At 54.0% G+C, this 19,909-nt stretch carries 8 protein-coding genes and 2 pseudogenes; 8 read left to right on the forward strand and 2 right to left on the reverse strand.

The genetic code is table 11. The annotated features are described in order from the left end of the window. Positions 1–63: 63 nt before the first annotated feature. The 6 genes from JCM15908_RS11525 (at position 64) to JCM15908_RS01035 (ending at position 9,415) form a co-directional block, all read left to right on the forward strand. Positions 64–2,664: a TonB-dependent receptor gene (locus tag JCM15908_RS11525; protein WP_234396345.1), complete on the forward strand. Its 2,601-nt coding sequence runs from the start codon at positions 64–66 to the stop codon at positions 2,662–2,664. An 854-nt stretch (positions 2,665–3,518) separates the two neighbouring features. Beyond that, positions 3,519–5,864, forward strand: coding sequence for a TonB-dependent receptor (locus JCM15908_RS11530; protein WP_051530734.1), 2,346 nt, complete (start codon positions 3,519–3,521; stop codon positions 5,862–5,864). 126 nt (positions 5,865–5,990) lie between these two features. Beyond that, positions 5,991–7,238, forward strand: a complete 1,248-nt coding sequence (locus JCM15908_RS01020) for a DUF4374 domain-containing protein (RefSeq protein ID WP_025001915.1) — start codon at positions 5,991–5,993, stop codon at positions 7,236–7,238. A 91-nt stretch (positions 7,239–7,329) separates the two neighbouring features. Then, positions 7,330–8,151, forward strand: coding sequence for a class I SAM-dependent methyltransferase (locus JCM15908_RS01025; RefSeq protein ID WP_025001916.1), 822 nt, complete (start codon positions 7,330–7,332; stop codon positions 8,149–8,151). A gap of 250 nt (positions 8,152–8,401) precedes the next feature. Beyond that, the gene (locus JCM15908_RS01030; RefSeq protein WP_025001917.1) at positions 8,402–9,019 is read left to right on the forward strand and encodes a TetR/AcrR family transcriptional regulator; all 618 of its coding nucleotides are present in this window, start codon (positions 8,402–8,404) and stop codon (positions 9,017–9,019) included. Between the two features lie 189 nt (positions 9,020–9,208). Continuing rightward, on the forward strand, positions 9,209–9,415 hold the full coding sequence (locus tag JCM15908_RS01035) for a hypothetical protein (RefSeq protein WP_025001918.1): 207 nt from the start codon (positions 9,209–9,211) through the stop codon (positions 9,413–9,415). Between the two features lie 182 nt (positions 9,416–9,597). Here JCM15908_RS01035 and JCM15908_RS11535 read toward each other — a convergent pair. Continuing rightward, positions 9,598–12,858, reverse strand: a pseudogene (locus JCM15908_RS11535) (S41 family peptidase). A 462-nt stretch (positions 12,859–13,320) separates the two neighbouring features. Here JCM15908_RS11535 and JCM15908_RS11540 point away from each other — a divergent pair. Continuing rightward, on the forward strand, positions 13,321–16,266 hold the full coding sequence (locus JCM15908_RS11540) for a leucine-rich repeat protein (protein ID WP_084607792.1): 2,946 nt from the start codon (positions 13,321–13,323) through the stop codon (positions 16,264–16,266). Positions 16,267–16,649: 383 nt separating this feature from the next. Here the strand turns inward: JCM15908_RS11540 and JCM15908_RS01050 are convergent, their stop codons facing one another. After that, complete coding sequence (locus JCM15908_RS01050) at positions 16,650–17,642, reverse strand: malate dehydrogenase (RefSeq protein WP_025001919.1); 993 nt, start codon at positions 17,640–17,642, stop codon at positions 16,650–16,652. A 265-nt stretch (positions 17,643–17,907) separates the two neighbouring features. On the opposite strand from JCM15908_RS01050, the pseudogene JCM15908_RS11545 reads away from it, so the two are divergent. Further along, a pseudogene (locus JCM15908_RS11545) lies at positions 17,908–19,689 on the forward strand (aminopeptidase P family protein). The last annotated feature ends 220 nt before the right edge of the window (positions 19,690–19,909 follow it).

Consider the following 19,909-nt stretch of genomic DNA (forward strand, 5'->3'; position numbering starts at 1 on the left):
CTCGGTGAGCGCGCAGTCATCGGTGGCAGAGGAAGTTATCCGTGTGGAGGCTTCTTCTGCACCGTGCATCAATGGTTCGACCGAATAGAGAGGGAGGGCAGGGTGGTGCTTGCCTATAACCCTTCGATGATAGAGATGTCGCGCCCCGTCGCGCTTACGGTGTCGGGGCGGATGACGGTAAGGCAGCTTCTTTCCTATCTGCTCGCAGGCTACGACTATCGGATAGAGCCGATGCCGGGACGGAAGATACTGATTCAGGTTGCAGGGAAGACTGAGCGGACTGGCAAGGGCGAGGGGCAGGCCGCCCGCAACGGAACTCTGCCGCCCGGAGAGCGGACCGTCGAAGTGGCTGCCGGGACTGCATCGCTCCGCCAGTGGCTCGATGCCATTCAGCAACAGGCAGGAATCACCCTCCTGTTTACTCCTTCCGAGCTTGACATGAAGCGGCAGACGTCGTTCAGGGCAGGTGGTGCCATTACGGTGAGGAAGCTGCTCGGCATCCTGCTGAAAGACTATGTGTACAGCCTTGAGACGCTGTCGGCTGACCGTCTGCGCATAGCGGTGGACCATCCGCTGCGGTTCGACATAACGGGGACGGTGCGCGAGGCGGAGAGTAACGAGAAGCTGCTCGGCGCCACCGTCACGGTGATTGACTGCAACGGCCATAGCAACCATGCCGTTACCGACCGGAACGGATTCTTCAACGTCGCCGTGTGCGGCGGAAGCTGCACGCTGACGATTTCGTACGTGGGCTATGCCTCCTATACGGAGCGGTTCGACATAGCCGGAGACCGTCTCCTGTCCGTCCGGCTGGCACCGCTCCCCTACGAGATAAAGACCGTGCAGGTGCATCGGCGCAAGAGCATGGAGGAGATGGACGAGGTGGCGCCGTCGAACCTTGTCTCGTTCAGCAATGCCGACCTGTTTTCCCAAATCCGTATCCTGCCCGGCGTGTCGTCTGCCGTGCCGAACATGAACTTCAACGTAGCCGGCGGCTCTGCCGACGAGAACCTTTTTCTGCTCGAGGGCTTCCCGGTCTACAATCCCGGACATATCAACTCGATGCTGACGCTCTTCAACGGCGATGCCCTGAAAAGCGTATCTTTCTACAACAGCTTCATTCCCACGCAGTACGAGGGGCGGCTCTCCTCGGTTACCGACGTGCATCTCAGGGAGGGCAACAAGCGCGACTTTGCCAGTACGCTCTCGCTCGACATGCCTTCGGCCTCGGTGGTGCTTGAGGGGCCGATAGTCAGGGACAAGGTCTCCTGTCTGGTGAGCGGACGGCGCAGCTGGTTCGACTTATTCGGCAATATGATTTCGGACGAGGACTTTACCAACCACACCTTCTACGACTTCAATGCCAAGCTGTCCTGCGACCTCGACTCGGTAACCTCGCTGGAGGTGTCCGGCTACAACTCGTGCGACGACTATCACGTCTCCGACAACGGCAGGAAGGAGACGATGCTGCACTGGAACAACCAGCTCTTCTCGCTCCATTTCAGCACGCTCGTCAGCTCCAAGGTCGCCAATACCACCTCTCTCGCCTTCGGGCGGCATACCAACCGGGCCAATGCCGACACCTTCGGGATGGACAGCGTGGGCATCCTGCGCAGCCGCATCCGCAGTGTCTATGCCAATACGGAGTTTTCCTACAGTCCCGGTTCGCTCTATACGATGCGCTGGGGCATGAAGGGCGTGTTCGAGAAGTATGGTCTGGCCGCCTTCGGCATGTCGCTCCCCAACGAGTGGGAGCCGGTGAAGCAGCTGTCGCTCTTCTACGACAACCGCCTGCGCATATTTCCTTGGCTCTATGCGCAGGTGGGCGTCAACTACGTCTTCTACGTCCCGACCAACTACCGACGCTTCAGCAGCGTGCAGCCCCGGTTCTCGCTGAAGTTCGCCGCGGGCGGCAACGACCTGCTGCACTTCACCTTCTCGCGGATGGAGCAGTTCTATCACCACATCCGCCTGCTGGACGTCTCTACCCCGTTCGACTTCATGATGCCGAGCATCGCGGGCTTCAAGCCCAGCACCGCCACGCACTGCGAGCTGGGATGGAAGCATTTCAGCCGGCAGGGCATACTCGAGCTGTCGGCCTACTACAAGCGGCGCAACAATGTCCTCGCCTTGCGCCCCGACGTGTATATAGAGGACAGCGAGTGGGCGAAGTACATCATGGTGGGCAGGGGCGACAGCTACGGTGCCAGCCTCTATTACTACGACGGGTGGAAGCGGCTGAAGTGGCAGCTCTCCTATACGATTTCCAAGAGCCGGGAATGGTTCGACTATCTGCCGGACCGCCGCCGCGTGCCCTCGCTCTACGACGTTCCGCATGTATTCAACGGTGCCGTCTCCTGCGAGGTGGGCAGGCACTCGCTCCTCACCTTGGGCGGAAACCTCCATTCGGGGAAGGTGCTCATGGATGTCGTAGACGAGTCTGACGAAGCGTTCTCCACCTTCCGCAGCCAGCGCGACCCGCTCCGTTACCGCGTCGATGCCAGTTACACGTTCCGCAAGGAGTTCCGCCGCTCGAAGCTCCTCCTGCGCGTCGGGCTGTACAACATCCTCGGCAATCCGCCGGAAGACGAGATGTCGTTCTATTTCTCCTTCAAGATAAAGAACCACTGCATGCCTTTCGGCACCGTGTCGTTTAAGTTCTGAGCCGTCCGGCCCTTTCTTCCCGGGCAGCCTTGCCTGCCGCTTGGCTGCCAGTGTCCCTGCCTTGCAGGCGTGGCGGCGCGCTCTTTCCCCTTTCTCTCCCCGGCCGCGGCTGTATGTCTTCATGAAAGCCGGCCGCTGGGGACGTGCTTCCCCAATGACGGATACGGTGCTCTTGGGAGGAAAAATCGTTATATATTTGGAGAGAGAAAGTGCTTTTTCAGCAATCCGACGGCACCTCCCGGGAAAGACTTCCTGCGTTTTGGGAAAAAGGTACGTACTTTTCACCAAAAAAGTACCTACTTTTCGGGCAAAAAGTACGTACTTTTTCTGCAAAACGTACGTACTTTTTTTCAGCGTCGGAGGATGCTTTTGCAACGGCTTGGCAGTCAGCTTGTTATGTGAACGGCCGGAGAGGGCGGGATTTCCGGGAACCGATGCCGTCTTCCTCCCCCTCTTCTGAATTTCCGGGCCGTTCCCCCTTTCTCTCCTCTATGTCTTTTTTTCTTACAAAACGGGAATCTCCTGTGCATCGGGACGCCGGCCGCCGCACTGCCCTGTGCCGCTGGCCTGCCACGTTAATTTACTTATTTTTAGGTATTGCCAGTCCCGTACATTCGCATTATCTTTGCATCCGATAACTTATTTACTACATGAATTACCATAAATGACGTTGAAAAGGAAAGACCACATACGTGTTTTGGCACCCAAGGTGAATAGTGCGCTGTCTGTATTACGGACGGCGCACTTCTCTTTTCTGAACGGTTCGGAATATTATTCGTTTTTAATCTATCAATGAAATATGAGAAGCAAAAAGACAAGGACAAACTTCCTCCGCGTGCAGTGCGGTGCCCGTCATGGCGCGGGCGGGTAGGAAATGGCTGCCGGTGCTGCTGGCGTGGCTCTTCGGGACGCTGACAGTGGCGGCGCAGGAAGCCGTGGTTTACGGAACGATTACGGACGAGAAGACGGGCGAGCCGCTTGCAGGCGCATCGGTGTCGGCCGTGGAGGGCAGGGTCGGGGCGGTCTCTGACGCCGGCGGCTGCTATCGGCTGAGGATTCAGGCAGGGCGCATGCAGCTGACCTTCCAGTATATGGGATACAAGACTGCACGGCGCGACCTGACCGTGCACGACAGCCTGCGGTGCGACGTACGGCTGCGCACGGCCGAGAACGAGCTGGGCGAGGTGACGGTAACGGCACGCAGCGAGATGCGCCGGCTGAAGGAGTCGGCCATGCCCATCTCCGTCATAGGGCAGCGGCAGCTGCAGGGCACGGCCTCCAGCATCAACGACGTGCTCGCCCGTACCGTCGGCGTTACCGTGCGCAACACGGGCGGCATGGGCAGCGCGTCGCGCATCTCCGTCCGCGGACTGGAGGGAAAGCGCATGGGAATGTACGTCGACGACGCACCCATGTCGCAGCTGAGCAACTTCGTGGCCCTGAACGACATCCCCACCAACATGATTGAGCGCATAGAGGTGTATAAGGGCATCGTTCCCTACAAGTTCGGAGGCTCGGCACTGGGCGGGGCCGTCAATGTGGTGACGAAGGAATATCCGCCCGTCTACTTCGACGTATCCTACGAGATTGGCTCCTTCGGCACCCATCAGGTGTCGGCCGTGATGAAGCGCACCGACCGCAGGAGCGGCCTGCAGTTCGGCATCGGCGGCGTCTGCACGCTGGCCAAGAACAACTACAGGATGGCCTTGGACAACCTCGGCGGCCGCACGGTGGAGCGGAATCACGACCGTTTCGGCAAGATAATGGGCGGCATGTCGCTGAAAGCCACCAAGTGGTGGTTCGACGAGATGAAGCTGGAACTCGTCGCCATGAAGACCCGGCAGGAGATACAGGGTATCGACTTCGACGTGCGCGAGGCCTACAACCATTCGGTTAACTATATTACGGCACTGACGCTGAAGCGCAGGAATTTCTTCCTCGACGGGCTCGATCTCGACTTCGATGCAGGCTATGTCGCCGGCAGGTACGGACTGCGCGACAAGGCCATGCACCGCTACGACTGGGACGGCAGGGAGCTTCCGCCCGTATCGGCGTTCGGAGGCGAGCAGAACAGCTTCCCGTCCGACGGGCGCAACCGTTCGGGCGAGCTGACGGCGAAGCTCAACATGGGCTATACCGTCGACATGCACCACACGGTGAACCTCAACATCTACGCCGACCGTACCTCCCTCCATCCCAGCGACTCGCTGATGGACAGGGCACTGGGCTTCCGCTCCAACTTCCCGAGCAGGATGAACACCCTCACCGTAGGCTTTTCCTACGACCTGACGCTCTTCGGCGGCCGGTTTCAGAACGCCTTCACGCTGAAGAGCTTCCTCTTCTCGTCCGACTCGCGCAGCATCGACACCTATTCCGTAAACGAACCCGAGCCGGTAAGGGTATCCAAGAACTACCTCGGATTCAGCGACGCACTGCGCTACAAGTTCACCGACGATCTGATGCTCAAGGCCTCGTTCAACTCCGAGGTGCGCATCCCGACGAGCGAGGAGCTCATCGGAAACGGATACTCCATCCTCGCCTCGCCGGCACTGAAGCCCGAGCGCACGACGGGAGCCAACGTCGGACTGCTCTACCGGCGGGTGAAGGCAGACGGCGGACTCGTGGAGGTGGAGCTGAACGGATTCTACAATCAGCTGGAAGACATGATACGGTTTACGCCAGACATGATACCGACCATGGCGCGATACCGCAACTTCGGCAGCGTCCGTACCAAGGGCGTGGAGCTGGAGGCCAAGGGCGACGTCTGTCCGCTGCTTTACCTCTATGCCAACGGGACGTATCAGGACCTCCGCGACGTGCGGAAGACCATCCCCGGAACGGAAGTGGAGAACCCCACACACGGCATGCGCATCCCGAACGTGCCCTATCTGCTGGCCAACTTCGGCGCGGAGCTGCACCGGGAGAACCTCTTCGGCGGCCGAGGACAGAACACGCGCCTGCTCTTCGATGCCTCCTACGTCCACCGCTACTTCTACGATTTCGAGATGAGCAAGTATCAGGAGCGCAGGATTCCCACCTCCCTGACAATGGACGCAGCCGTGGAGCACAGCTTCGACAACGACCGCTGGACGCTCACCCTCAAGATGAGGAACCTTGCCGGACGCCGCGTCGTCTCCGAGCTGAACCGCCCTCTGCCGGGCCGCTACGTAGGCTTCAAGGTGAGATACCTGTTTAAGTAGAACTGGCTGGCAGTGGTGCCGGACAGCGGCGGCCAAGGGTGTCGTACACCATAGGCCGTAGGCCGGCAGGACAAAGCCCGCAACTGATGCAGACAGAAACATTCAACAATCAAAACAAATAAAGCAATGAGAAACTTAAAATCAATCCTTTCCGCCATCGCCATGATGGCACTCGTCTGCTCATGCAGCAGCGACAGCGACAACCCCGTGCCCAACCCGACACCGACTCCGCCGGCTGAGGCCTTCAAGGGCGTCATCTTCGCGACCAGTATCACCAATCCCGAGGGAAACAACGGCAGCGGCTACATGCAGGCATTGCCCGATATGCTGTCCGGGACCTACGACAACAGCAACGGTGTCCCCGTCGGCTTCGGCGTCAGTCCCATCCCTGTGGAGTCGGGCAGCGTCTATGTGTTGCCCGACTACATGGGCAACGCCAAGGCCGAGATAGTCCGCTATGGTATTGACGCTGCCGGGAAGTGGGAAAAGAAGGGCGTGCTGCCTATCCCGGCCGGTGCCGCAGCCTGCAACATCGTCGAGCTGAACAGCGAGAAAGCCTACGTCAGTCTTCAGGGACTGGGAATTGTGATGGCGTTCAACCCGGCTACGATGGCCCGGCTGGCCGACATCGACCTCAACAGCCTCAGGCAGGAAGACACGAGAGTGGCCCCGGCGGCGATGATTATCCGCAACGGCAAGCTCTTCGTAGGCCTGAATCAGATGAACGCCCAGTACATGCCTGCACGGAACAACATAGAGCTGGCCGTGATAGACACGAAGACCGACAAGGTGGAGAAGCACATCGTCAACACCACGCTGGGACTCTGTTTTGCCACGCGCCCCATCTCGCCCCGGTCCATCTTCATGGACGAGAACCGGGACATCTACATCAACTGCATCGGTTCGTTCGGCTTCATTCCCGAGTTTCATGGCGGCATCGTGCGCATCAAGAACGGCTCTACCGACATAGACCCCGGCTACAGCATCCGCTGCGACCAGACCGAGGTCTCGGGGCTTCCCGCTAAGTATGCCGACTTCTTCGGTGAGGTCTGCTATGGCGGCAACGGGCAGCTCTATGCCTACGCCAATTGCTATCTGCTCGACCCCAAGGGAATGGAGAATCCGTATCTCAGCCTGACCAACATCCCCGTCGTCATTGACCTGAAGCAGAAGAGCATCAGCGTCATCAAGGGCATGGAAATCTCCAATCCGCAGGGCATCGCCATCGGCAGATACAAGAACCTGATGGTCTTCGGCAGTGCGAACAAGAAGGCGAACGGCTTCTATACCTACAATCCCGCGACGAAGGAGGTGGCAGGCCCCGTCATGCAGGTGAAGGGCAACCCGACCTTCTTCCACAGCTTTGCGAAGTAAGCCCGTCAATAGCCCCGGCTGTTTGCTGACAGTAGGCGGCAAACAGCCGGTAAGGTGTTTCTTGTAAACGAATCATAAACGAAAGTCAACAATGGAAAAGGTAAAAGCTGCATTGACGAAAATACCCGAGACGATGCTCACCACCCTGTGGGCGAAAGCTGTGGAGACCGACCGGCCCGGTGGTCTGCTGCACGACGAGAAGGCGAAGGAGATAATCGGACAGATAGATTACGACTTTGCGAAGTTCCGGAAGGCCAGGCTCTCGCAGGTAGGATGCTGTATCCGTGCCCGGCTGATTGACGATGAGGCCCGGCAGTTCCTCGCCCTCCATCCCGACGCGGTGGTCATACAATTGGGTGCAGGGCTTGATGCCCGCTACGAGCGGCTGGGCAGTCCTACGGTCAGCCACTGGTTCGACCTCGACCTGCCGGAAGCCGTCGCCCTGCGCCGCCGGTTCTTCACCGAGTCGGAGCGGAACAGCTTCCTTGCCGAGTCGATGTTCGGTGAGGAATGGATAGAGCGCGTGCAGTCGTATGGCAAGCCCGTCCTCATCATTCTCGAAGGCGTGGTGATGTATTTCAGCCAAGACGAGATAGAGATGCTCTTCAGGCGTCTCTGCGACAGCTTCCCAGCGGCTGCCGTCCTGTTCGACATGCTTGCCTTCTGCGCCGTCGGCCGTGCCAAGCAGCACGACATGCTGCGCAGGATGGACGATGTTGCCGAGTTCAGATGGTCGCTGTTGGACACGAAGGATATGGAAGCGTGGGACAGCCGCCTGCACGTAGCGAAGGAATACTACATGAGCGACCACGGCGAAGGGCGGCTTCCGCTCGTCATCCGGCTGCTCTGCAAGATTCCCTACTGCTGGCGACGCCTCAATCAGCGCGTCGTCCGGCTTGAAATAGGGCGGTAGGCTCTGTCGGTTTGGGAGTTACGGGAGTTGGGGAGGGGATGCCAAAGCCTTTGCCCCCTATAATAGGATGAAGAGAAATATCCGGCAAGACCTTTGGCCCTGTTTCTCTGACTCCCTTAACTCCCTGACTTCTTCAGCTTCCGAACTTCCCCAAACCCTGTGCTTGCCGGACTTCCCGGACTCCTTTAGCTCCCTGACATTCCACAACTTCTTACCCTCCGAAACAATATTCCATCATTCCTCCTCTATAATGCAGACACAGAAAGACGAAATACGCAGGCTTTTACTCCTCGTTGCACGCGACGAGTTCCTGAAGAATGGCGTGAAGCGAACTTCCATGAAGACCATTGCCGACAAGTCGGGTGTGGCCGTAGGCAACATTTACAACTACTACAAGGGCAAGGACGACCTTCTGAAAGCGGTTCTCGCTCCGCTCTTCAAGGTCTGTAGAGACTACCGGGCTATGAACCTCGACGTTACCTATACGACGCTCGACCTCTTCCGCTACGAGGTTTACTACGAGATAATGCGGCAGCAGGTAGCCTCGTTCGTAAAGCCCTACCGAAAGGAACTCCGCCTGTTGATTTTTGAGACGGCCGGCACCTCGCTCGAAGGCTGTTTCAGCCAGTGGTTGGAAGGATTCTTCCAAGACGGGCAGAGGTACATAGCCCGGATGAAGCAGCTGCATCCGAGCATCACGGCCGACGTGTCTCCGCATTTTGTCCGTATTCTCTGCGAGCTGTGGAGCGGACTTATCAAGACCATCGTCGTGAACGAAGAAATCTCCGAGGACGGTCTGAACAAAATAATTTCCAACTATGTCCGCTTCGGTATCGGGGGATGGAAAAGCCTGATGGGCGTGGAGTAGGGAGACGGAGACTTCCGCATGCTGTTCTTTTCCCGGCAGGTTGCTGTCGCCCTTGGTTCTTCCCAGAGTCTTTCTTTTGGGCGTCCGCCCTTCGTTACTGCTGTTCTTTTTCGTTAGAAGTTACGTGAAGGTAAGTTACTCCCATGTAACTTCTTGTATCTTAGTGGCATAATCAGTCAGTCTGCATACATGAAGCCCTTTCAGAAATGTCCTTTCCTGTTTGGTAGGCTGGCTGCCAGAGACAATTTCATAGACCGTATCGAAGACCGTGCACTGCTCAAGCAGCTGCTTTCCTCGCATGTCAACACGATGCTTGTTTCGCCTCGCCGGTGGGGCAATTCGTCGCTGGTAAGGATGGCTACGGACGAACTCTGTACCGAACAGCCCGACCTTTAAAGCGAAACGGGCACTTTGACCAAGTCAAAGTGCCCGTTTCATGATGCGAAAGTGCCGTTTCGGATGAGCGAAAACGGCACTTTCGTCCTTTAAGTATTTATTTCCCTGATATACAGAGTCTTAGGTTGCTTTTTCGGAAACCCTCCGAAGTGGCACGAATGGGTCGCTTCGGAGGCATGGTCCTACTTCTTCATCATCTCCTCAACGGCACGTTCCAGTTGGCGGTCGCGTCCTTCGAGATAGTCGGCAGGCGTGTTGTAGACTTCTATGTCAGGATTCAGCTGCAAGTTCTCGCCGAACCGGCCCTGCATGTCCTGACAGCCCACTTGCGGAATACCGAATATCATTCCGTTGATGAGGCGTTCCCACCATACGGCGGTCATCGTTCCGGCTATCGGGGCACCTATGAGCTTGCCGATTCCGAGTGTCTTGTAGACCGACGGGAATCCGTGTCCGTTGCTGTAGTCGTCCTCGCAAATCAGTACGCACGAAGCTTTGTCCACTTGTTGAAGGGGTCGCTGCCGATGTATTTGCCCTGTGGCACGAAGTGCTGATACTCTTTTCCGCTAAGGAGCGTGCAGAGGTCGTCGTGCAGCCATCCGCCGCCATTGTGGCGTTCGTCTACGATGACGGCGTCCTTGGCGCGGTTCTCTGCACTGAGCAGTTCGCTGTAGACGGTGCGGAAGCTGTGGCTGTCCATCTCCCTGACGTGGACGTAGGCGATTCGTCCGTGCGAGAGGCTGTCTACCATGGCGCGGTTGCGGTCTACCCAGCGTCTGTAGAGCAGGTCTTCCTCCTGACCCTTGGAAATGGCTTTGACGGTAACGTCGAACCGCTTCTTGGTCTTGGGGTTGAAGACCGACACGCGGACGGGCTTGCCTGCCTTTCCGTCGAGCAGATAGTTGTAGTCCTTGTCCTTGAGGATGGGCTCGCCGTCAATCTTCTCTATGATGCAGCCGCGCACGACGTCGGTTTTCTTCACTGCGAACGGGCCGCGCTTGATGACCTCTTCCACCTTCAGGCCGTCGCCGTCGTAGGCCGGGTCGAGGAAGAGACCGAGCGAGGCGGTCTTCAGTGCAGCCCCGTAGGTGCCGTAGCGTGCGCCCGTGTGTGAGGCGTTCAGCTCTCCGAGCAGTTCGCTGAGCATGTCGCGGAAGTCGTAGTTGTTGTTGATGTAGGGCAGGAACCGCTCGTATGCCTTGCGGTAGCCGGCCCAGTCTACGCCGTGCAGCTTCGGGTCGTAGAACTTGTCCTGCACCTGCCGCCAAACGTGGTCGAAGATATACTGGCGTTCCTCGTTGGCCTTGAGGTTGAAACGTGCCTCATAGCTGATGTTGCTTGTGGCGTTCTTGGCGAGGTCTATCTTCTTGATGGCGTTGTCGGTGCAGAGGTAGAGATTCTTGAAGTTCTTGTCTGCCTCAAACGAACCGCCACCGACGTTCTTCAGTACCAGCTCAGTCTTGTCCTCTCTGAGGTCGTGCTTCCACAGGTCGTAGTCGTCCTCGAAGGCTGCCTGATAGTAGAGCGTGTCGCCGCCGGGGCTGAGGATGGCATCGCCCAAGTGGGATGAGTTGACCGTCAGGCGGACAATGCGGTCGCGGCAGTTGTCAAGGTCGAATACCAGTGCCTTTGTCTCGTCTTTCTTCTCCTTGTCTTTGTCCTTGCCCTTGGTATTCTTGGCAGCAGACTTCTTGCCCTTTGCCTTGCCCTTCTTGTCCTTCTCCTCTTTGGCCTTGGCTTCCTCTTTCTTCTTTTCGGCTTCGGCAGCGTCGGCAAGTTCCTTTTCCTCCTTGCTCATGCGGAACTTCTCGTAGGCGTCCAAGTCGAAGAACATGATGTAGACGTCGTCTTCCGTTCCCCAGCTGCCGTGGCTGCGGTATCCGGCGCGGTCGCTGGAGAAGGTCATGGCCTTGCCTCCGAGTGCCAACGGGCGTTGCCGTCCGAATAGCCGCTCTGGGTCAGGTCGGTCAGCTTGCCGCTGCCGCTGGCATCAACGAGTGCGATGTCGGGGCTGTTCCATCCTCCGTTGCCCATGTAGGGGGCAAGGAGCCAACGGCTGTCGGGGCTCCATGCAAACCAGAGGTCGCCGTCCTGATAGGAGTAGAGGTATTTCCCGTCCATAGCAGTCTTCACCTCCTTGGTCTTGAGGTCGAGCACTTTCAGTGTGGAACGGTCTTCGTAGAAGGCCACCTTCTTGCCGTCGGGGCTGTATTGCGGCATCTGCGAGGTCAGGGAAGAGTGTGTCAGCTGCTCTTCTGCCAGTTCGGTGGCATACGTAAAGTTCTTTTCCTTGTCATTCTTTATCTTCGTCTGGTAAATCTGCCAGACTCCGCCACGCTCCGAGCCGTAGGCGATGCTTTTGCCGTCGGGCGAGAAGCAGATGTTGCGCTCCTGTTCCGGAGTATCGGTTATCTGCTTGGTGGTCTTGTAGTCGGTTGAGGTAACGTAGACATCGCCGTGCAGCACGAAGGCTATCTCCTTGCCGCTGGGCGACACCTTTATCTCTGTAGCTCCACTGGTGCGCACCTGTCGGTCGAGCGTTTTCTCGGTCTGGTCGGTCGTGATGCTGATGCTGACCTTCCGTGGCTCTCCTCCCTGTGCCAGTGTGTAGACCTCTCCGTCGTATCCGTAGCACAGGGTTCCGTTCTTGGCTGCGGTCAGGAAGCGTACGGGATGGTTCTTGTGGCGGGTCAGCTGGGTTTTGCCAGTTCCGTCAGTATTGCTGCGGTAGACGTTGAAGGTGCCGTCTTCCTCGCTCAGATAGTAGTAGCTCTTGTCGTCGGAAGCCCATACCGGGGTGCGGTCCTCGCCATGGAAGGTGGTCAGCTTCGTGTAGTTGCCTTTTCTGAAGAGCCATATATCCCGGGCGATGGGCGATTGATGGTGCTTTCGGAAAGGGTCTTCGTAGCCCTTTTGGTCGTGGTACAGAATGTCGCCGTTGGCATTGACGGAGGCATCGCACATTGTGATGGCAGAGTAGAGTCGCGGGCGGCTGCCGTCGGTGCCGACTACGTAGGTCTGCGGAAACGAGTTGGAGGCGAAGATGATAGACTGCGCTGTCGGCATGCCTGTGGCAGAGAAGAGAATGTGCGTGTCGTCGCTGAACGCCATGGGCTGCTCGTTGCCGCTGTCGGTGGTCAGCCGTTGGGGCGTGCCGCCGTCTTTTCCCATCAGATAGATGTCCATGCTGCCCTCGCGGGTGGAGGCGAAGGCTATTTTGCTTCCGTCTTTGCTCCATACGGGATAGGCATCGTAGGCAGTGTTGGTGGTCAGCTGGCGTGCGCTGCCGCCGCCTGCCGGCACGGTGTAAATGTCGCCTTTGTAAGTGAAGGCGATGGTCTGGCCGTCGGGCGAGATGGCGCAGTGGCGCAGCATAGCGGATTGTCTTCGGCAGAAGCTGCCAGCGACAGGCCTAAAAGGAGGGTTGTAAGAATTTTTTTCATTGTTATAGATTTTGTTTTGCTGCAAATTTATATAATTATTCGGAGAAAACCATTGCCTTATGTGTTTTTTGTAGTAGAAAGGACAGATTTCGTTCCTAAATTAAAGTTAGGACGGGCAACATCGATTATGAGAAATATAAAATAGGCTATGAGCCGTTGTCCATAGTCCGCTATTCTGTTTATTGATTGTCAGTTGTCAATTTAATATATTTCATTGCCAGTTATCAGTCTGCTGATTTCTTTTCGTTAAGTTCATGGAACTTGACAATCGCGGCAATAGAAGTCTCACAGGTATGTGGAAATCGTAGTCTTAATGTTATGCCAAAATCCATTTGTCTTTATCTTTGTTCTTTTTTATTAATAATTATTTGTTGCTTTCAGAGTTAATTGCTATATTTGTAAATTACAATTATAGCCCGTTTGGCAAATTGTCATTATTTTATTAACTAAAAATTAAATCGGATGAAAAAACTATTTTTACTTTTATGTGTGATGTTCCTGACCTTTATAGGGCTTAGGGCGCAGACCGTTGTCAATGGTGTGCTGACATCTTGGGAAGATGCACAAGGGGAAATAATAATTCCTGACGACGTTACTGAGATTGCTGCAAACTGCTTCTATGAGGAAGGAGAACCCGATGACGAAGGTTGGGGGGCGTCAGATCCGGTGAGCAATACCAACATTACCCGGGTAAGCCTCAACAATGTAACGAAAGTCGGAGAAAATGCGTTCCGCGGTTGTACTGGCATTATCTCCATTGATGCTCCGAAACTACAGAATGTGGGCAAGGCAGCCTTCAGTGGATGCACTGAACTAACGGCAATAGATTTGCCGGTAATCGTGTCAATAGAAAAGGATGCGTTTGCCTCTTGCGATAAGGTAACGGCCATAAAGCTGGGAAATACCCTTACGGATATTTATAATAACCCATTCCGTGGTTGTAAGAGTGCTTTGACTCTCACGATGCCTGATGGTGGATTGAAGTATAGAGCTGTATCGAACGCATTGCTTCGTAAAGCAGATGCCACACTCGTAGCTTTTGCCGGGGGAGGAAAGGACGTGTCGCTCAGTGCCGATGATTGTAAGGCTGTCGGTGAAGATGCGTTTTACAATATAGCTTCTCTTGAAAAGGTTACGTTGCCCGGGGCCACAATCATTGGCAACAATGCTTTCGTGATGTGTTCCTCGCTCTCTGAACTCTATGTACCGAGACTTGTACGTGTTGTGGACGATAGTTATTTTACATTCAGTGGAGTGGGGGCCCTCAGCATTGTTGATATCCACCTGAGTGAGAGTTTCGAGACGTTGGGCTATAGTCTTGCAGACAAGGAGCAGACGACAATCTACGTTGCAAATGAAATTGTAAAGGAAAAACTGCAAAAGGATTTCAAGAAATGCAATATAGTTGTAGGTGAACCCGGAGCTGTTACGAAATATGAGGTGAATTATTCATGCTCGCCCGAGGGTTACGGAACAATTGAAGCATGGACAACGGGAGCTGTGCCGGTGGAAAGTGGTAACTCGCTCAACGAAGGTGTTATGCTCAAGGTAAAGGCAACACCATTTTTCGGAAACCAAATTGAAAAATGGGTAGTTAACGGGAAAGAAATCACAGAACCTATGCCGACGGAAGGGACAAATGGACAGATATATACAATCAATGCCTTGCAGGAGGCTGTAAACGTGGAGGTCATTTTCGCAAAAATGCCTGAAAGCTACACAGTATTTTTCAAAAGCAGGCAGCCTGACTATGGAACTATTACGTGCAAGACACAGGAAGGCAAAGAGGTGAATACCGCTGAGCAAGTGCCTGTAGGTACACAACTTACATTTACGGCAACAGCCTTTGAGGGTTATCACGTTACCGACTGGTATAGAGAAGTTACTGCACCAGACAATACTTCGTCGTTTGAGAAGATAGAGGAATTGTATGGCAAGACAACATATACCTGTGATGCTTACGATATGATGGACATACGGGTGGATTTCGAGCGTAATATTGGTACAAACGTAGTGAAATTTAGTTCGCTCAATGAGTTCGGAACACTCACCGCAACAGCCGATGGCAATGAAATAGTAACTGGAGCGGCCGTAGCAACTGGAGCGAAGGTTGTGTTCACTGCACATCCTAATGAAGGCTATCATGTAGACAGTTGGTTATTGAACAATGAAGTCATAGTGGGACTGACTGCAAATGAATATACGATAGAAAGTCTCAACGCTGACGTGGAAGTTTCGCTCGTATGCACACAGAGTCAGCAGGGAGGAGACGAACACAAACCAGTGGTTGAGGATGGACATCTTGTGAAGTGGCTCGCAGTCGGAGAAGCTGTCATTGGAGATAATATAATCGCCATAGACAATCGTGCGTTCGAAGGAGCAAACGAGATGACAAAGGTAATAATCGGTAAGAACGTGGAAACAATCGGCGAACTGCCGTTCCTATATTGTACGCGTCTGACTGATATTAAGGTGCAAGCCGACAATAAGAATTTCTGTGATGTAGACGGTGTTTTATATAATAAGGAGAAAACAGAGATTGTTGCCTATCCATCGGGACGTGAGGCACCCGAATATACCCTTGTGCAGACAACAGATAGGGTTCGTCCCGGTGCGTTTGCTGCGAACTTTAATCTTGCTGCCGTGAATGTGCCTTCGGGCAATACTGCCCTTGTTTCAGATGCAGGTGCACTATATTCTCGGGATGGTAAAACGCTTATCTTCCAACCTATTGCAGTAGGCGAGGAGCTCACGGTAAAGGACGGTGTGGAGACAATTGGTCGACTGGCAATAGCCTTTAGCCCTGTATTCAAGAAGATATTCTTGCCAACTTCGCTCAAGACAATAGATGTGTTGGGTATGAGTTACAACATGATACTGGAGCAGTTTGGTTGGAAAGAGGGTGTAACACCTGCTCTACAGACTATCGGGGACAATGCTTTTGAACGTAACATGTCGCTTCTTCAACTGCCGTATATAGAGACTCTGAAGAGTATCGGTAAGAATGCATTCCTCAACGACTTGCTCATGGAGGAGGCTCACATTCCCGCAGGCTGTACTTTGTCAACCGGGGCATTTGCACATTGTGTTGCACTGAAGAACGTATATGCGTATGCGATGCAGCCGCAAGTAATCGGAGAAGAAACATTTAGTGATATTGAAAATATTTCTACTGCTGTTCTGTATGTTCCCTTCGGTACGAAAGAACTCTACAAGGCTGCTGCAGGGTGGAGCCGCTTCATGATTATTGAGGAGTTTGGAACAAATGGTATCGGTGCAGCATCGGTTGCGAAAGATATAAGCATATCACGTGTTGGAGGCGGATATGTCATAGATGGCATCACCGTGGTGAGCATTATGCAGTATATACAACTTCTGGCACATGCCTTTCAACAGGTATCGCTATGAGTACAACGTTATTCGTGCCGGTTCAGACTACCATACATCCGCTGTTGTTGCGCATCGGGGATAAGACAAAGAAGGTGTGGTGAAGAATCTGCCGAACGGTTATTGATACATTGGAGGGCTGCATGCTTAGAGTGTGCAGCCTTTTTATGTCTTGTTGTCTCATTCCGTTGCTAAAATAAAGGTTCTATTAAGAAAGGAAACTTGGGTATAGAAAAAGGCAACCAACTTTTTCCGTTGGTTGCCTTTGCTTCTCTATTTCCTAAGAGGAAATACTATTGTGTTGTAGACTTCGACTTTTCGATGGTTGACTCGTTCGTCTGTTGGGGCTGTCAAAGGTTTATTTGTCTACCCGTAAACCAGTCTACTCGTCTACCTGCCAGTCTTTAGAGATTGGCGTTGTCGTTCTTCCACTGGTCAACGGCAGGGATAATGCCGAGGTCTACAATCTCGTCGCGCATCTTGCATAGATGTTCATAGGAAGCCTGAAGGGCTGCTATTTCCTCTTCTGTGCCTACAGGCGCGGTGTAGTGAACACCGGTAGCGTCGATGGTAGTAGGCATTGCCATCATTACGTTCTTGAATCCGAGCTTTTCGTCGTTGACGTAGCAGCCTGCCGGCAGGGTGAACTTCTCGCCGCCCATAGCAGCCTCAATCATCTTCACAGCATTGTAGGCAGGACTCTGGAAGGAACTCCGGCCGCGAAGTTTGATGATGTTGGAACCGCCCTGAATGGTATGGTGCTTGATTTCAGCCCAACGCTCTTCGGAAAGGTTCATCTCAGACAAAGGCTCGCCGTCTATTTTAACTCGGGAAGCGAAGACTGCCATCTGCTCACCGTGTCCACCGTAAGTGTGAGCACCGGTAACCTTGTCCTGCTGAACGTCGAACTCGTGGGCCAGAGCCTGCTGCAGGCGAGTGGAGTCAAGGGCGGCAAGGGATGTCAGCTGGTTAGGCTTCAAGCCGGAGTGGATAAGGGCAGTCAGCGCGGTAACGTCGGCTGGATTGAAGATGACTACCACGTGGTTTACGTCAGGACAATATTTCTTGATGTTCTCACCGAAGTCTGCCGCAATCTTGCAGTTGCCTTTCAGCAGGTCTTCGCGTGTCATTCCCTCTTTGCGTGGAGCACCACCGGAAGAAATGATATACTTTGCACCTGTGAAAGCCTCGGCAGGATCTACTGTATAAGAAAGGTTGGCACCCGGGAAGGCGCACTGTTCCATTTCGTCGAAGACACCGTGAACACCCGGTTCGTAGATGTCATACAGACAAATATTAGGAGTAAGGCCGAGCGTGAGGACGGTCTGAACCATGTTTGAGCCAATCATGCCGCCGGCACCGACGATAACGAGCTTGTCGTTAGATAAGTAATTCATAAGTTGATTTTTTATTTGAATAATACAATGTCTTCTTATTTCGGTACGGCAAAGTTACAAGAAAAAGGTCATATAGGGGAATTTATCCAGACCTAAAAGTGTTATTAAATATGAAAAGAAGCAACATTGTAAAGTCTATTTGATATTTAGAGTGTATTCTTGACAAGGTTGGCTTGGCAGTTTTGAATTATTTGCTTAACTTAGCAGCCTAAAGTTGGGTGTTTTGGATGCCCGGGCTATTACTGTACCTAAAACAAGCAATATGATGAAAACTATAAACGAACGCCTCGCTGATCTCCGTGCGCTGATGAGAGAAGAAGGCATTATGGCATTTATTTTTCCAAGTACAGACCCCCATAACAGCGAATATGTAGCCGGACACTGGAAAGGACGTGAATGGATTTCGGGCTTCAACGGGTCGGCAGGAACTGCTGTCGTAACGCTGGAGAGTGCCGCTTTGTGGACGGACTCGCGCTATTTTATCTCTGCTGCCGAACAGTTGGCAGATACGGAGTACGAACTGATGAGCTCCGTATGCTCGGAACGCCAACGGTGGAAGATTGGCTGGTACAGCAGTTGGCAGGCTATGAGAACCCCGTGGTGGGTGTGGATGGGAATGTCAACGCCTTTGCGGAAGTTTCGGAAATGATGGCGGAGCTGACGAAAAAGGCATCGTTTACCATTAGAACAGATTTAGATCCCTTGGCAAGGATATGGAGAAATCGTCCTGCCATCCCCGAAAGCCCTGTGTGTATTCATCCTTTGGAATATGCAGGCGAACCTGCAGCAGACAAAATCGGAAGAATACGGCAAAGGCTGGCCGCCTATTGTACTGACGGACTTCTCGTTACTGCACTTGACGACATAGCGTGGACGCTCAACCTGCGTGGCAGCGACGTGCATTGCAATCCCGTCTTCGTTTCCTATTTGCTTATTTCTCCTCGAAGCGTAACGCTTTATATAAATAAGGTGAAGCTCTCGCAGGAGGTTGAAGATTACCTTGCTTCCGAACAAATAACGGTAGAGCCTTACGAGGCTGTGGCGGAAGGATTGAGGAAATACGACGGCGACAAGCTGTTGATAGACCCTGCTGCTACCAACTATACTCTGGCTACGGCAATGGATGCGGAAATGGTGGTGTATGCTGCTTCGCCTATTCCGGCAATGAAGGCTGTCAAGAACGAAGCCGAGGTGGCAGGATTCCGTGCTGCCATGATCCGGGACGGGGTGGCGATGGTGAAGTTTCTTGCATGGTTGAAACCTGCCGTTGAGGCCGGAGGCCAGACTGAACTGACGCTTGACGAGCGGTTGACGGCTCTACGGGCCGAACAACCGCTATTCCGCGGAATATCTTTCGATACCATAGTCGGTTATGAGGCGCATGGTGCCATCGTCCATTACGAGGCGACTCCCGAGACGGATGTTCCCGTAGAGCCACGTGCTGGTGCTCATAGACAGTGGGGCGCAGTATGCAGACGGTACGACCGACATCACCCGGACAATAGCCTTGGGCGACCTCACCGACGAACAGCGGAAGGTGTATACGCTTGTTCTGAAGGGACATATACAGCTTGACAGATGTAAGTTCCCCGTGGGTGCATGTGGTTCGCAGATAGATGCGATGGCAAGGGAGGCTATGTGGCGTGATGGATACAACTATATGCATGGTACGGGACATGGGGTGGGAAGCTATCTCAATGTACACGAAGGGCCGCATCAGATACGTATGGAGTGGCGGCCGGCACCCATAGTGGCTGGAATGACCGTAACTGACGAGCCGGGCATCTATCTGGAAGGAAAGTTTGGAGTGCGTATAGAGAACACGCTCCTTGCCGTTCCCTATCGGACGACGGAGTTTGGCAGCTTTCTTGGGTTCGAGACGCTCACGCTTGCTCCCATTGATACTGCGCCCATTGTTATGGAAATGCTGACACCCGAGGAACGCGAGTGGCTCAATGTCTACCATCGCCGAGTCTTTGAGACGTTGTCGCCGCATCTTACAGAAATGGAGCGCGAGTGGTTGAGAGAAGCTACGAAGGCTATATAGTGGCTGATGCCGGCAGGAACGCTTCCTGCCGGTACTGGGAAATCTATGTTTTTATGGAAAATATACCGAAAGGATTACCCAACCTTGTATATGAGAGGAAACAGGAACTTGTAATTACGTCTGTGAAAACGAAATACCCGGTTCGTTTACTGGGGGGGGAGTTGCAAGCCCAAGACGACATCTTCGCAAGAAAGATGAATGTTCTTTTGTGACAAGATAA

Origin of the sequence: Prevotella dentasini JCM 15908, assembly GCF_000614065.1 — a bacterium.
In the GTDB taxonomy this organism is placed as follows: Bacteria; Bacteroidota; Bacteroidia; order Bacteroidales; family Bacteroidaceae; genus Prevotella; species Prevotella dentasini.

Coding starts and splice junctions, on each gene's coding strand:
- JCM15908_RS11530 (WP_051530734.1), top strand. CDS start 3,519: ATGGCGCGGGCGGGTAGGAAATGGCTGCCGGTGCTGCTGGCGTGGCTC.
- JCM15908_RS01020 (WP_025001915.1), top strand. CDS start 5,991: ATGAGAAACTTAAAATCAATCCTTTCCGCCATCGCCATGATGGCACTC.
- JCM15908_RS01025 (WP_025001916.1), top strand. CDS start 7,330: ATGGAAAAGGTAAAAGCTGCATTGACGAAAATACCCGAGACGATGCTC.
- JCM15908_RS01030 (WP_025001917.1), top strand. CDS start 8,402: ATGCAGACACAGAAAGACGAAATACGCAGGCTTTTACTCCTCGTTGCA.
- JCM15908_RS01035 (WP_025001918.1), top strand. CDS start 9,209: ATGAAGCCCTTTCAGAAATGTCCTTTCCTGTTTGGTAGGCTGGCTGCC.
- JCM15908_RS11540 (WP_084607792.1), top strand. CDS start 13,321: ATGAAAAAACTATTTTTACTTTTATGTGTGATGTTCCTGACCTTTATA.
- JCM15908_RS01050 (WP_025001919.1), bottom strand. CDS start 17,642: ATGAATTACTTATCTAACGACAAGCTCGTTATCGTCGGTGCCGGCGGC.